At 34.1% G+C, this 14,114-nt stretch carries 11 protein-coding genes and 1 tRNA gene; 9 read left to right on the top strand and 3 right to left on the bottom strand.

Annotation, left to right across the window (positions count from 1 at the left end; all coding sequences use genetic code 11):
• Positions 1-101 precede the first annotated feature (101 nt).
• From thrS to rplT, 4 genes are all read left to right on the top strand, one after another.
• A complete protein-coding gene (gene thrS / locus KO524_RS02505) occupies positions 102-2,048 on the top strand; it encodes a threonine--tRNA ligase (RefSeq protein WP_219289344.1) in 1,947 nt (648 codons plus the stop codon).
• A gap of 70 nt (positions 2,049-2,118) precedes the next feature.
• Positions 2,119-2,649 (top strand): translation initiation factor IF-3, encoded by a 531-nt coding sequence (infC, locus tag KO524_RS02510; RefSeq protein ID WP_219289348.1) that lies wholly within the window; start codon positions 2,119-2,121, stop codon positions 2,647-2,649.
• Between the two features lie 61 nt (positions 2,650-2,710).
• A complete protein-coding gene (gene rpmI, locus KO524_RS02515) occupies positions 2,711-2,908 on the top strand; it encodes a 50S ribosomal protein L35 (protein ID WP_219289350.1) in 198 nt (65 codons plus the stop codon).
• A 102-nt stretch (positions 2,909-3,010) separates the two neighbouring features.
• The gene (rplT, locus tag KO524_RS02520) at positions 3,011-3,355 is read left to right on the top strand and encodes a 50S ribosomal protein L20 (RefSeq protein ID WP_219289353.1); all 345 of its coding nucleotides are present in this window, start codon (positions 3,011-3,013) and stop codon (positions 3,353-3,355) included.
• A gap of 67 nt (positions 3,356-3,422) precedes the next feature.
• Here rplT and KO524_RS02525 read toward each other — a convergent pair whose 3' ends face one another.
• A complete protein-coding gene (locus tag KO524_RS02525) occupies positions 3,423-4,202 on the bottom strand; it encodes an SDR family NAD(P)-dependent oxidoreductase (RefSeq protein WP_219289356.1) in 780 nt (259 codons plus the stop codon).
• 395 nt (positions 4,203-4,597) lie between these two features.
• Here KO524_RS02525 and KO524_RS02530 point away from each other — a divergent pair.
• Together KO524_RS02530 and KO524_RS02535 are read left to right on the top strand one after the other, a co-directional pair.
• Positions 4,598-4,682: transfer RNA gene (locus KO524_RS02530), tRNA-Ser, on the top strand.
• Between the two features lie 2,023 nt (positions 4,683-6,705).
• The gene (locus KO524_RS02535) at positions 6,706-7,278 is read left to right on the top strand and encodes a hypothetical protein (protein WP_219289359.1); all 573 of its coding nucleotides are present in this window, start codon (positions 6,706-6,708) and stop codon (positions 7,276-7,278) included.
• A gap of 718 nt (positions 7,279-7,996) precedes the next feature.
• Here the strand turns inward: KO524_RS02535 and KO524_RS02540 are convergent.
• Positions 7,997-8,179, bottom strand: a complete 183-nt coding sequence (locus tag KO524_RS02540) for a hypothetical protein (RefSeq protein WP_219289377.1) — start codon at positions 8,177-8,179, stop codon at positions 7,997-7,999.
• A 557-nt stretch (positions 8,180-8,736) separates the two neighbouring features.
• Between KO524_RS02540 and KO524_RS02545 the strand changes: the two genes are divergently transcribed.
• The 3 genes from KO524_RS02545 (at position 8,737) to KO524_RS02555 (ending at position 12,515) form a co-directional block, all read left to right on the top strand.
• A complete protein-coding gene (locus KO524_RS02545; RefSeq protein WP_219289380.1) occupies positions 8,737-8,976 on the top strand; it encodes a hypothetical protein in 240 nt (79 codons plus the stop codon).
• A 70-nt stretch (positions 8,977-9,046) separates the two neighbouring features.
• A complete protein-coding gene (locus KO524_RS02550) occupies positions 9,047-9,877 on the top strand; it encodes a GLPGLI family protein (protein WP_219289383.1) in 831 nt (276 codons plus the stop codon).
• On the top strand, positions 9,870-12,515 hold the full coding sequence (locus KO524_RS02555; RefSeq protein ID WP_219289386.1) for a carboxypeptidase-like regulatory domain-containing protein: 2,646 nt from the start codon (positions 9,870-9,872) through the stop codon (positions 12,513-12,515). Before KO524_RS02550 ends, KO524_RS02555 begins: the two co-directional genes overlap by 8 nt.
• 378 nt (positions 12,516-12,893) lie before the next feature.
• On the opposite strand, the gene KO524_RS02560 is transcribed toward KO524_RS02555, so the two are convergent.
• On the bottom strand, positions 12,894-14,102 hold the full coding sequence (locus tag KO524_RS02560) for a hypothetical protein (protein WP_219289389.1): 1,209 nt from the start codon (positions 14,100-14,102) through the stop codon (positions 12,894-12,896).
• Positions 14,103-14,114: the final 12 nt, after the last annotated feature.

The raw sequence follows: 14,114 nt of genomic DNA on the forward strand, positions 1-14,114 counted from the left end.
ACGTAATTTTGATTGCAAATCATCCATCTTGATGCTGTATATAGTTGTACAGATAGAGTAAAAACAGTATATTTGCACCTTATATTATTTTAAAGTTAGTTATGATAAAAATTACATTACCAGACGGTTCAGTGAAGGAGTTTTCTTCAGGAAGCACTCCTTTTGATGTTGCATTAAGTATAAGCGAAGGTTTAGCCAGAAATATCATTTCTGCAAACTTCAATGGTACCACCATCGAAACGACCACACCACTGACCACCGATGGTAGTTTAGTTTTATTTAGCTGGAATGATGTTGAGGGTAAAAAAGCCTTTTGGCACTCTACTTCTCACGTGATGGCACAAGCCTTACAAGAATTGTATCCAGGTATTAAATTGACCATCGGACCTGCCATTGAAAACGGATTTTACTATGATGTAGATTTTGGAGACAATAAAGTAACCGATGCCGATTTCAAAAAAATAGAAGACAAAGTACTCGAAATCGCTCGAGGAAAACACGAATTCTCTATGCGTTCTGCTACTAAAGCAGAGGCTTTAGATTTTTATAAAAAAGAAGAAAACCCCTATAAGGTTGAATTGATAGAAAATTTAGCAGACGGTACCATTACCTTTTGTGACCATGCTACTTTTACCGACTTATGTCGTGGAGGTCATATTCCAAACACGGGAATCATCAAAGCTTTTAAAGTACTTTCCATTGCTGGAGCATACTGGAGAGGTGATGAAAAAAACAAACAGTTAACTCGTGTTTACGGTATTTCATTCCCTAAGCAAAAAGACCTTACGGAATACCTAGCCCTTTTAGAAGAAGCTAAGAAAAGAGATCACCGAAAACTGGGCAAAGAATTGGAGTTGTTTGCTTTCTCTCAAAAAGTAGGTCAAGGTTTACCGTTGTGGTTACCTAAAGGAGCTGCTTTGCGCGATCGTTTGGAACAATTTTTAAGAAAGGCTCAGAAAAAAGCGGGTTACGAACAAGTAGTAACACCACATATCGGACAAAAGGAATTGTATGTTACCTCTGGCCATTACGCCAAATACGGTGCAGACAGTTTCCAACCGATACATACTCCTGTAGAAGGAGAAGAGTTTTTATTAAAACCGATGAACTGTCCTCACCACTGTGAGATTTACAATACCAAACCTTGGTCGTATAAAGACCTACCAAAGAGATATGCTGAATTTGGTACCGTTTATAGATACGAACAATCTGGAGAACTACACGGTTTAACACGTGTACGAGGTTTTACCCAAGATGATGCACATATCTTTTGTACACCAGATCAATTGGACGAGGAGTTTAAAAAAGTAATTGACTTGGTTTTATATGTTTTCAGCTCTTTGGGCTTCGAAAACTTTACAGCTCAAGTATCTGTTCGGGATTTAAACACCCCAGATAAATACATAGGTTCTTTGGAAAACTGGGAAAAAGCGGAACAAGCGATTATCAATGCAGCAAAAGACAAAGGTTTAAATTATGTGATTGAAACGGGCGAAGCTGCGTTTTATGGTCCAAAATTAGACTTTATGGTCAAAGATGCCTTGGGAAGAAACTGGCAATTGGGAACCATTCAGGTGGATTACAATTTACCAGAGCGTTTTGACCTGACTTATAAAGGTTCTGATAATGAGTTGCACCGTCCGGTGATGATTCACAGAGCGCCTTTTGGATCGATGGAGCGTTTTATCGCAATTCTTTTAGAGCATACCGCAGGAAATTTCCCACTTTGGTTGATGCCAAATCAGGCTATCATACTGTCTTTGAGTGAGAAATATGAAATATATGCGAAAAAAGTTTTAGATTTGCTAGAAAATGACGAAATTCGCGCCCTGAATGATCACCGAAACGAAACGATTGGTAGAAAGATCAGAGAGGCAGAAGTTCAAAAGTACCCGTTTATGTTGATTGTTGGAGAAGAAGAAGAGCGAAATGGAACGGTTTCCGTGCGTAGACATGGAGACGATGGAAAGTCAAATCAGACGATGAAAATAGAAGAATTTATTCAACTTGTAAAAGATGAAGTAAACCGTTCTGTTCAACCGTTTTAAATAAAGTATAACCAGCTTGAAAAACAAGCACTAAAATTATAAGGCCATAGCAATAAGAAATAATAGAGGGATGAAACCCCGAGTAGAAAAGAAAGACTTGCATCGTATTAACAATGCAATTAGAGTCCCTGAAGTTCGACTTGTCGGAGATAATGTTGAATTAGGTGTTTACAAAACGTCTCAAGCATTACAGATGGCTGAACAACAAGAATTGGACTTGGTTGAAATTTCACCCAATGCAGCGCCTCCCGTTTGTAAGATTATAGATTACAAAAAATTTCTTTATGAGCAAAAGAAACGGGACAAAATGCTTAAAGCCAAATCTACACAGATTACGGTAAAAGAAATTCGTTTTGGACCACAGACAGATGAACATGATTATGAATTTAAGAAGAAAAATGCGGTTAAATTCCTTAAAGAGGGATCTAAACTAAAAGCATTTGTATTCTTTAAAGGACGTTCAATCATCTATAAAGATCAAGGACAAATTCTATTGCTGAGATTAGCACAAGATTTGGAGGAATTTGGTAAGGTTGAATCCATGCCGGTTCTGGAAGGAAAAAGAATGACCATGTTCATCGCTCCTAAAAAGAAAAAATAAAATTCCGCTAAGGGATTTTCAAAATAATTAAGTAAGATAAACACAAATACCTAGGAACAAAATGCCTAAAATGAAAACTAAATCTAGTGCCAAGAAACGCTTTCAAGTGACTGGTTCTGGAAAGATTAAGAGAAAACATGCTTTTAAAAGTCACATTTTGACTAAAAAATCTAAAAAGCGTAAATTAGCTTTAACACATTCTGGTTTGGTTCACAAATCGGATATGAAAAGCATTAAACAACAATTGAGATTAATCTAATCGTTGTTTACGGTTAACATCATTTAATAACCCTGGAGTGGTGCAAAGAAAACTTTAGAAGTGTTTGAAAGAACCGCACACTACAAAAATACATTTTAAAATATGCCAAGATCAGTAAATTCAGTTGCTTCTAGAGCACGAAGAAAAAGAATATTGAAGCAAGCCAAAGGATACTTTGGTAGACGTAAAAACGTTTGGACAGTAGCTAAAAACGCGGTTGAAAAAGCCATGGTTTATGCTTACCGTGATAGAAAACAAAAAAAGAGAAACTTTCGTGCATTGTGGATTATGCGTATAAACGCTGGAGCTAGACTTCACGGTTTAAGCTATTCACAATTCATGGGGAAAGTAAAAGCTAACAACATCGAATTGAACCGTAAAGTTCTTGCCGATTTAGCTATGAACCACCCTGAAGCTTTTTCAGCTATCATCACGAAAATAAAATAAACGTTTGTCAAATCTGATTTATCTTACTTAATATAGAAACCCGCTTTGTGCGGGTTTTTTTTATCGTTTACTGATTCCTGTTTACCAAACGAAACACCAAATTCGGACACCACCGATTCAACAGCAACATCAGCTTTCCCTTATCCCAATTACCTATATAAGGCTCATATTTCCGCTTGGCTACTGCCTTAACAGCCTGCAGCGCAGCTTTATCTACCCTACAACCCGCTGCATCGGATTCTTTACCTGAGGCTTGCCCGTATTCATTTAAAGATTTTTTCGTCAGTGCCGTCTGTAGAAAACTCGGAATCAAAATGGTCACATCTATTGGAATTCGGACCAATTCAGCCCTTAAACTATTGAAATAACCGTGTAACGCAGCTTTTGCGCCGCAATACGACGAGCGCCCCGGCAAAGCGACCTTAGCCAATACACCCGACACCACGACAATATGCCCCTGACGGCGTTCTATAAAATGAGGTAACAAATGCCTTGTCAATTCGACTACACCAAAATAATTCGTATCAAAAACGGTTCTCGCCACCTCTTCCGACGTTTGGAGAGCGGTGCCGTTCTGCCCCACACCCCCACAATGAACAACCATATCTATACATCCAAAAAAGCTGATTGCCTCCTTTACTTTTTCGTCAAAACTATAGGATTCTAACAAATCCAAAAGCAAAACACGAGAGTCTTTTATTTTAGACTGTACCATGCTTAACTCTTGAGCCCTTCGAGCCGATAAGATCACATTTGCCCCCTGTTTAGCGAATTGATAAGCCATTGCCTCTCCAAAACCCGAAGAGGCCCCTATCACCCAAATAACCTTTTCTTTATAATTTTTCATATATTCACATCTATGTTTACAGTTAATACCATGCACCACTAGAAAGAGAATATAAATTTACACGTTCTATTTCATTGGTATCATGATATTTCTTCTGTTTTGTATTTTTTTTAAGTTGGCAATATCAAATTGAACCCAAATTCGTCTACTCAATCGATATTAAAAATCACACCATAAGGTGTTCATTCCTTACAACAACAGAAAAACTCTTCTAATACTGGCCTTAAAATAAAAACCCTTTCCAAATCCCATTAAAAAAAAAATTTTTTTAGACTACTGATTCTTAAAAACTTAGTAAATAACATCCAAAAAACATCAAAAAACTTCTATCTAAGATTTGCAAAGCCCATAAAAAGCTCTATATTTGCACTCGCAATACAGTAATGAATTGCACTGGAGAAATGGCAGAGTGGTCGATTGCGGCAGTCTTGAAAACTGTTGACTGTAACAGGTCCGGGGGTTCGAATCCCTCTTTCTCCGCAAAGAAAAACCGATAGTTTTACTATCGGTTTTTTTTGTTTTAAGGAAGCGTTGAAAGTTTTACTTTCAAAAGCGTACTGAAAACAAAAAAACCAAAGGCAAAGACCGTGGTTTTTCTTTGAACTCACTTCCCCTTCAGGGTTCAAGAATTAATCCCTCTTTCTCCGCCATAAAAATGAAACCCGACCTTGGTCGGGTTTTTTCGTTTTACATCTTTTTGGCGTCGAGCTCGCTCGTAAGCACAAAAAGTGGAAAACGAAAAGCAACGTTACGCAGTAACGGTGTCGTTTTTATAAACTGCCTCCCCTCACAAGGGAACACCGCAGCGAAGCGGAGGTAATCCTGTCTAAACACCCTTCTCTCATAAATGCAATATAAATTCGCTGTGGCCGTGCCACTGAACCGCTTCCCTCACAAGGGAACACCGTAGCGAAGCGGAGGTAATCCCATCTTCCCCCCTCTTTCAAGTCTTATACAAATTCGCTGTGGCCGTGCCACTGAACTTATCCTATATTCTTCAAAAACTTCTTTTATTATAGCATGACTAGGTAAAATGAATCATCTTCTTTTTAAATGAATATTTTAAATCATCTCTTCCACGAAAATTAAATAAACTCTTGTTTGTTTTTTAACACAATTAATCGTTACTTGCTAGAATAATCTTAACTATAATGAATATCGCTTTTCTTGGAGTTGTAGGTCCTAGGGATTTACTAATGATAAGCTCCTTATATTTATTTCTATTATCATTTAGTATTTTTCATCTTTTACGAAATAAAGAAATCCAAGGTTTTAATTATGTATTGTATCTATTGCTGATATTAGCATTCCCTATAATCGGAAGTCTAATTTACTTAGTAACTAAATTTTATAAAAAGCCACTCGCCGTTTAAAAAGCGCTAAGTGTAGTGATTTGATAGCTTTGAAGTAATTATTTCAAAGAAGTGCCCTTGTAAAATCATTATATATTGATTCATAAAACCTTAAGTATGAAATCCTTTTTGGTAATCATAAGTGTTATTTTTTATAATACTTTATATTCTCAATGCCATGCTAAGCTAATAACTGGTTCGTTTGACTATACTAATTTCACCGTTACCGGAATCAAGTTCAACGGAGCCAAGCCTTTCCAATAGCTACCGATTTTCAATACTACAGCTAAAACAGCTACTTACTTTAAACAACGCAGCGAACACTTCACTTTCTCACTAGATATACCTTTTCTAAATATAGAAAATACACCTTATACCCACCAATAAATGCGGGTGCCAACGGATGATTATAAATTATTTTATTTATTCTGATTGTTTTAGTCACCATAAAAAAAATCATAAAGGCATCTCTCATAATACAAAAACACCTACCATGATTAAAAATTCTTGTATTTAATATAGACTGCTCGAGTGGACTTGCGCGGTAGCGTAGCCTAGTTGAGCGTTGTGTTATTCGTAAGCCAGAGGAAAACAATCAAAGTAAGAAGTTCAATTATTTTGTATTTATAAGTATTAAGATTTTCGTATTTTTTATGGATCTATTTGTAATAAAACAATCCAGAATAAAGTTTATCTATATATATTTGTTTTTAATTTGGTATTATATATTTTATTATATTGCAAGAAGTAATCTTAAATAATTAAAATTTTATATTGTAAAAAACAATATATTTTTTAACAGGACTTGTGTTTTTATCGTTTATTTTCTTTTAGTGTAGTGATGAAAAATAAAGAAGAGTTAAATAACAATACTCAAAAAAGTGTTTATATTTCCCATAAAACTTAAAATATCAGCAAATGAGGACATTGCTATAATTTATAAAATAGACAATAAAAACATAAAAGTTATTTTCTATGTCCCAAAAAATTAACTTCTTTAAGGTACTTAGTAAATCCGATGTTTTTGAATTTACTAACTATGAAGATATGGAAGTTGAAAAAAATGTAATATTAAAACCAGGAGAGTACCCTCTGCAATACGATAGTAAAGGGAATTATCCTTATGTAACAGATAACTATTAACTTTTTTTATGAATAAAATTTTGAAGATTATTATATGCCTATTTCCCGTTTTTTTATTTGGACAGGGAATGCAAATAAAAGACACCCCTAAAGAATATGTTGATCATTTAGTTACTATTTGGGAAGTAGATCGTAATAAAATTGTGTACATTTCAAATGAAACCTCAATCTTTAAATTAGCCTCTGTTTTTCATGAATCGGTATTGTCATTTGTAGAGGGTAAGCTTTCTACAAGTGCTGAAATTTTAGACGGAAGAAGAAAATGGAATAAGAAAGTTTGTGGACTAGCTTTGAATAATTTGGATGTTGAGAATGTGAAAAAACATCTAAGAAAAGGACATGATTACTCTAAAATTCGCTTTAAAAAGCTTGAAGATAATACAGAATTTAGCTTTGGCGATGAAAGTATGACCACGGTATTAGTTTATTCAAAGAAATTAGATTACGTTATAGGTGATTATTTTAAAGTATTAAAGGAATTTTCGGACAAAGGAATGGATTATGTTATTATAACAATGGATAACGAAATATTGAGTCAAATTCCAGGCGCTCTAAGTCAAGGAGAAAATGTAGGACTCTAACTAGTGAAAACAAGAAAAATAAGCCCTGATTTATCGGGGCTTATTTATTTTATCTATTGTGGAATAAATCTATAAAAAATTGCCTTCTTAGTTTCTATTTGGATATAAAATCTTTAATTATTTTTCATTAGAGCGGAAGGAAATATTAAAGAAAGTAGACAAAAAAAAGCTGGATTAGCTTAAATTACTAATAAAAAAAATGTACTATTTAACTCTTAAAATATTTTAAAAGCTTAGTATAGGGCATCAAAACAGCTACTTACTTTAAACTACGCAGCGAACATCTCACTTTCTCACTAGATATACCTTTTCTAAAAATCGAAAAGACACTTTATACCCACCAATAAAATGTGGGTGCCAACGGATGATTATAAATTATTTTATTTATTCTGATTGTTTTAGTCGCCATAAAAAAAATCGTAAAGGCAGCTTTCATAAGATAAAAACGCCTACCCTGATTAAAAATTCTTGTATTTGCTAGAGGCCTCGTAAGCAGACTGGCGCGGTAGCACAATCGAATATGTATTGTATTCGTACGCTAGCGGGGGCATAACAAAGGTCTCCCTTGTTGGGTTTAGTACAAAATCAAAACTAGATTCTACATTCTTTGATTTAAAACTGCTCGGTACTAAATCTTTGATTCATCATCATACCAATACATCACTATTGCATGCCCACAGCTGTTATTATAAATGCTATAAGTATGAGTTGTTGTGATCTAATCTGAAAAATGATAGTAAACAGGATAATCATTGTCTTCCCCGTTAATTTTTCGCCACCATCTCTTTAGTCCTTCGGAATGATTTTCATTTTTATAATAATTCACTAATTGTCTGGATTCATATTCACAAGAAACAATACCAAAAGCGACAAAAACAACTAGTAATTTGAATGATTTCATTTGTGTTGTTTTTTGTCACGGGTATAATACGCTCCCTTTTAAAAATAATTCACTATTGGAATGGATATCCGAAGGAGTAACGATAAAGCAGTTCTCGCATTACTTCACTATTCGTGCTATGATCGTCATATATCTCGTTTTATCAATGCTGTATAGCCCATATCGTTAATTGGCTAAATCAGCCGCGACCGCACTTCCCCCCCCCTCGGTTTGAGGTGATTTTACTTATGAATATTAGCCCGTTTCCTTGGCCTACTCTTACACAAAAGGAGTATTTCCTATTTTATTCTCCTCCTCTTTGAGAATTACATACAAATTCGACAGCAGTATACCCTTAAACTTCCTTTTTTCCTCCAAATCAAGCTAAATTAAATAAACCATAAATCGCATTATGTCTAAACAAAATACTCATAACACACAAATAAAAGCAACGATAATACATAAATAATAAATTATAAAAAACAAATTAACATTATTTATTGTTTAATTAATTTGGTAAAAACTAAAATATATTTATTTTTGAAAAGAGTAATTAGTAACCTTTAAATTATTTACAGATGAAAAAAAATTTGTTTGCAGTTGCTTTTGCCTTAATAGGTTTTTTGGCTCAAGCCAATACATCGACTAATAATCAGTGCGATGTATCCAAATTAAACGAATCCATAAGTCTTAAAACAAGTAAATATCACTGTTTTGATTTTTATGATTCATGTGGTGGAAGTTGGGAAGTATGTTATCAAGGATATACTTTAGATCAAGTAGCCGATTTCCTATTTGACTGGGATGGTTTCTGTTAAAAGAAGTTTTATCCATTTAGCGTACGCAGCTGCGTACGCTACTATTTATTAATCTAACAATAAAAAAATTATGACACTATATTCAAACAAGCTAAAATACGGTTTTATACTCGTTTTTTTTCTATGTACTCTAAGCACTACAGCTCAAATCGCAAATAATCTCGATAAAAGATTGATATACCAACTAAAATACCAACCGGATTCAACGGATTCCAACAGAATCGAATCTGAATATTTTTTTCTTGATTTCTCAGCTAAAGAATCTGTTTTTCGAAGTGAAACTACGCATCTAAAAGATTCTATTAATAATTCAAAAAATCCCATGAGTCTTCTTGGACTTAGACAACAAATACCCAAAACACGTTTCAACTATAGGATAGGAAAAAAAATAGAAAAGCAAGAAGCTACGACCTACTATGACTATCTAGCTCACCAGTTTATTCTAGCCGATGAACCCCTAACATTAAACTGGAAAATAAACAGCACCTCCAAAGACATACTGGGACATAGCTGTATCGAAGCAACCGTCGCATTTAGAGGGCGCAATTATGTCGCCTATTTCACAGAGTCGATTCCCTTTTCAGATGGACCTTATAAATTTAAAGGTCTTCCTGGGATGATATTAGAACTCTATGACACTAAAAAACACTATCACTTTGAAACCGTTTCTATAGAAAAACTACCTATACCTTACGATTATCACTTAGCTTCCCACAAAAAGTATAAAAAAATATCCAATAAAGAACTACGCGAATTTCAAGATAAGATTAAAGAGAATCCCGCCTTAATGCTTGCGAATCCCAATATTCAATTGCCTCCCGAAGCTTATGAAATAACCAATCGAAGGGGACGTGAAAGAAACAAAACCAGAAACAATCCAATTGAATTAAGTCATGAGTAAAACGAAAGCATTATATCTGTGCTTTTTGTTTCTATTAAGTACCAATATAAATCTTGCACAAATAAATATTAAAGGGACCGTCGTTTTACAAGACCAGAAAGCCCCCCTTAGCGGAACAAATGTCACCATTACAAACCATCATAAGGAAATTCTAGGATTTGCAATCACGGATAGTCATGGTGATTTCTCCATTCAACTAGACAATATTGCTTACAGTAATCTATTTATAAATGCTCGAAAACTCGGCTATACCTTATATTCTCAACCAATAGATAACAAAACACAACAAATACGAATAAGCTTAGTTTACGAATCTACCCTACTCGATGAACTTCTTATAGTAAATAAACGTCCGATTATAAGAGACCAAAATACCCTTATTTATAATGTAGAATCCTTTTCAGAACAAAAAGACAGAAGCATTGGAGATGTCATCGCTAAATTACCCGGAATAGAAGTACTTACAGATGGCAGAATACTATATCAAGGAACTCCTATAGAAAAGTACTATATCGAAGAAATGGATTTACTCGAAGGCAAATATAATCTTGCCAATGACAACCTATCTCACAAGGTAGTCACGAGTGTTGAAATTTTAGAAAACCACCAACCTATAAAAATTCTAGACAATATAGTTTATAGTAATAGCGCATCAATTAATATCCGACTGAAAAAAGAAACTACGCTTACTGGAGTTGCTATTGCTGAACTGGGAGGAAAACCCTTATTATGGGGAGCTAATATTACTCCCATGTTGTTTAGAAAAAACCTTCAATCCCTTTTTTCGTATCAAGCTAACAATACGGGTCATAATTTAGCAAGACAACTTAAAACCCTAACGCTTCAAGATTTAAAAGAACAAATAAATAGCAATACCGAAAAACCCGATAATTTAGTACAACTCGTATCTCCAGCAATTCCTCCTATTTCCGAAAAAAGGTATTTAGATAATAATACCCATTTATTTACTGGAAACATACTGAAAAAACTCAAAAATCAATCTGAAATACGATTTAACCTTTCCTATTTAAATGACTACCAAAAACAGTTAGCAAGCAGTACGACTACCTATTTTTTACCGCAGGGTGATATGCTGATTGAGGAGGCTATGAATAATAAAATTTTCACTAATAGTTTAGAAACAAATCTAACTTACCATAAAAATACCGCAGACAATTTTTTAAAGAACAGTTTTAAAACTGATTTACATTGGGACAATCAAAATGGTATAGTACAAATGAATGCCATACAAAACAATCAAAATTTAAGCAACCCTAATTTTTCTCTAAGCAATCAATTTAAATGGATTATTCCAATTGGGCAATCGCTTTTGGCTTTCTACTCTTTTAGCAATTTCACACATACCCCACAAAGCCTTTACATGACCTCCCAACAACTAATGCATCCATTAAATGGCACAGATGAAATACGAACCAATCAAGAAATTACTCGAAATACGTTACAGACGAATAATTACACCGAATACCTTAAAAAAATTAAAAACTTTACTATAGAAACCAGAGCCGGTTTAAGTTTAATAACTCGTTATACAAACAGCCAATTATATGAATCGGAATCGCTTAGCTGGGATTGGGAAAATCAAAACAAACAGTTCTCTAATTCGCATAGATATTACCTTCAGACAGACATCACACATAAGTCTAAAAAATGGGAAACAAGAGTAAAACTCCCGATCAATTACCAAAAAGAAGCCGTAAATGATCGAGTTAATAAAAAAACACTTCAAGCTGCTGGAATAGTAATAAACCCACAATTTCAAATTCAATACGACTGGAATTTAGATTGGCAATGGAATACTAGCGTCGGCTACAACAATGAATTTCAAACTGCGGCCTCGTTGTTGCCCGGGACTGTAATGAAAAATTATCGAAGTTTTCAAAAAATGGATTTTCCAATTTATCGAACTGACAATTATTCGATTATATCTCGAATAAATTATAGAAACCCATTTAAATCCATTTTTTTTAGTTCATCCTATACTTTCACGCTTACTGAAAGTCCCTTGTTATTTCACAATCTTATACTAGAAAACGGCACCAACTTTTTAACCACTAGTGAATTAAATAACAGCTCCACCAACCACAGTGTAAATACCAAAATATCTAAATATTTCAAACATATAAATTCTACCGTGTCCTTAGGCATCGATTTTAAATTACTGCGAACAGATCAATTAGTCAATGAAGTGGTTCTGGTTTCTAAACATAAGAATTGGAAACCCAATTTAAAAATCAACACCCGATTTTCCGATATCATTACTGTAGATTACGCTGTGGAAACCCATTTTAATTCCAACAAAATCATACAAAAACAAAATACACTGGTAGTGTCTCAAGCTCTAAAGCTTCACCTATATCCCACCACCAATCACTATATAGGTTTTAGTACAGAACATTACTACAATGATTTTGTATCCACCAATAACCACAATTTTTATCTCGATTGTCTGTATCGATACAGCATTACCAAAAGAAAAATTGATTTGGAAGTCCGTATTTCCAATATATTAAATGAAGCCTATTATATAAACTCATCGTTTTCTGATTTCTATTTCTACCAAAGCACTTTCAATATACGACCACAACAAGCAATGGTTGCAGTGAAATTTAACCTTTAAACCGACAGAGTAAGCTTTGAATCTACTGGAAAACAATTACAAAAAAGTCACGATAATAGCGTTGGGACTATAATCTCAATTGTCCCTAATTTAATTCTTCCCTCCCCTAGTGTATTTCCTTTACCCTTGTTGTCTTCTCCTCAACCCCCTGAAGTCTGTATATTAGGACACCGCTGATAGGATTTACGAATTAGTATGATAGGGAAAACTAAAAAAAAGGTTAAGCTACTGCTACTAAATGGCTTTATCACCTCTAGTAACGCGAGTGGAACAGAAGCATGTTTTTCTTTTAATAAATCACTTAAAACAAGCTACATCAGAGAATTCGGACAGAAACTCAATGAACTCAAACGCGCCCTCCTAAATCCTAACGTCGGATCACAAGCCTGGGAGTATTTGAATTCCAATCGCTACGTTATTACTTCTTAGCTTTTCATCACTTCCAAAAGTATTTATAGTCGCTAAAAACCTAAATTGGTTTAATATGGTAATACCCGCAATAATTTTCCCATTTAAAAAGGCTTTTTCATTATTAAGTCCTAGATTATTATAAAAATGAGTACTTCCAAAGGTGAAATTTACATTTCCTTGAAAGAAAAAATTAAACTTTCTATTATCTGAAGAGATTCCAAAATAAGAATTTACTCCTACAGTTCCATTTCCTGTTGATGTATCAATATTACGGCTGATTTTTGAGATATCCATAGCTCCTCTTAGATTGGCATAGGTATAGGAGGTAATTTGATCGCCATTATCCTGATTAGTTGTAAAAAGCGGAAATATGCCTTCCAAATAAAAATTTCCTCCACCGTTTATCAACCTACTTAAGGCTTCTTTTTCTGTTTCTTTTTTAATTTGTTGCTGCGCTTGTTCTGGCGTTAAGCTAGAATCATTTTGACCAGATGCAATAGATAAGACGCTCCCTAAAGTTAATCTAACTGCCCACATATTATCCGTAATGATTTCATTTTGAATGGAAGTCGCATCACTATTAGTGTTTAAAGCAAGTGAATTTAACAAAATAGGACTGTTTGTATCATTGCTATACATATCGTGAAAAAACTTTTTTCTATTCGCTTTCTTCCAAGTTGGTAAAACCCACGAAAATTTATCTAATGAAGCTAAAGTTTCGTCTCTTTCTACAGTCAACAGCAACAATTTCTCTTGTTTTATAGCAATCAGTTTGTTGATCGAGTCTAATTTTATTTTGGTAAAATCATGGTTTCGAATAAGCGTAAAGTAAGTGGTGATGCTGTCATTTTTCTTTATAATTTGATTAGAATAATAATTGTTATAACCTTCAAATCGCTTGTCTTTTCTTAAGTGTTTAATTTCCTTATTCAGCGATTCAATCTTTTTATTATTCACTTCCTTTACAAGAGGAGCAGCCGTTTTTATCTCCTTTTTAAGTGTTCTTCTTTCAAGCTTCAAGTCCTTAATACGCGCTTTGACTAACTTTTTATCTATTGTTTCTATGTCGGCATTCCTGCCAATCGTACTTTTTCTTTCATTTATTGATGGTGTCTGGGCATTGCTCTTAAGCATGCAAAAAAGAAATAGAACCGTTAATATAAATTTTGCTTTCATAGTTTCTAGTAT

Origin of the sequence: Flavobacterium sp. NKUCC04_CG (assembly GCF_019345525.1) — a bacterium.
GTDB lineage: Bacteria > Bacteroidota > Bacteroidia > Flavobacteriales > Flavobacteriaceae > Flavobacterium.